Origin of the sequence: Moorena sp. SIO4E2 (assembly GCF_010671945.1) — a bacterium.
Lineage (GTDB): Bacteria > Cyanobacteriota > Cyanobacteriia > Cyanobacteriales > Coleofasciculaceae > Moorena > Moorena producens.
In genome coordinates, this window is record NZ_JAAHIE010001354.1 from 1 (window position 1) to 1149 (window position 1149).

General features: G+C 41.3%; 1 protein-coding gene. It reads left to right on the top strand.

The features are described 5' to 3' along the window. Positions 1–568 precede the first annotated feature (568 nt). Positions 569–1149: iron-containing redox enzyme family protein (locus F6K37_RS43630; protein ID WP_287257377.1), on the top strand; the 581-nt coding region annotated here is incomplete at its 3' end.

A 1149-nucleotide genomic window follows, 5' to 3' on the forward strand; every position in this document is an offset into this window, starting at 1 on the left:
AAGAAAAAGATTTGGTTTGCGCTTTAATTTAATTGCTGCTATATACAACTACGAACTTTGTTTGTTGGCGAAGCCTGTCCGAAGGACAAAGAAAAAATTTAGCGATCGCTACTTTTGCAAGAGGTCTACTATCTACCAGCAGATGGTCTGGTTTACGCTTTGTTCTGGGGTCATCTAAGTTCTTGAGTTCATCGATAATGGTGCGTTTGACCCTTTTAACAGGATCAGATGGCCTCGAACTGGATGTTGGTGTTGAGCTAGACCCTGGTGCAAATCCTTTAGTCATGGCAATTAACCGAAGGAGAGACGATATTAGCTAGTGGAGCACGATTGAACCAATATTGTCTACAATCTCAGAGCAAGTATTAAAGCCTTTTTGTCAAGTAAATCTGATCTAAAGTTAAGTGCGATTACCCTGGGCATCTATGCCTTCCCCAGCGAGCAGATGACCTTGGTTGTGAGTTCTCTGTCATTAGGTGCAAGATCTGAGAATACCCCATGTCTGGTGTTTTTGCGTAAGTCCTGCTAGTATAGAATGTTAAGTTAACCAAGATTAGAAGGAGCAAATATGAATTACAGTGGTCTGGCAGAAAAGACTGTTCAAACACTGGATTGTATTGCCCAGGAGGGCGCTAAAGAAATAGCAGCAGCCTTTGATTTGGCTACCAGAACTAACTACATCCACCTTGTGTCGACTTTTTATCATTATTCTGCTCCTGGCGAAACACAACTGTTAAGAGCAGCTGAGGCAGCTCCTACTAATGCCATGAAAATGCTATATATTCATCTCGCCAGAGACGAGGCTGATCACGATATATTAGCAATACGAGATCTTAAAGCACTGGGCTATAAGCTTGAACCAGAATCGAAGTTAACAGCAGGCTATCATGCCTATTGGAGCAACTTTTCAGATGAAAAAGTAATAGAGTATTTGGGTATGAATGTCGTTATAGAGTATCTTATAAGTTACCTAAACTCCTGTGCGAAAACTATGCGCGAAAGACTCAAACTAAAAGCAGAAGAGTGTAGATGGTTGCAACTACATTGTGAAGAAGATGAACAACATGGCGAAGCTGCTGTGAAATGTGTGAAAGAGCACATAAATGAGCGATTCGCAGACTTAATGATTAAAGGCGGTATGGGAGACAA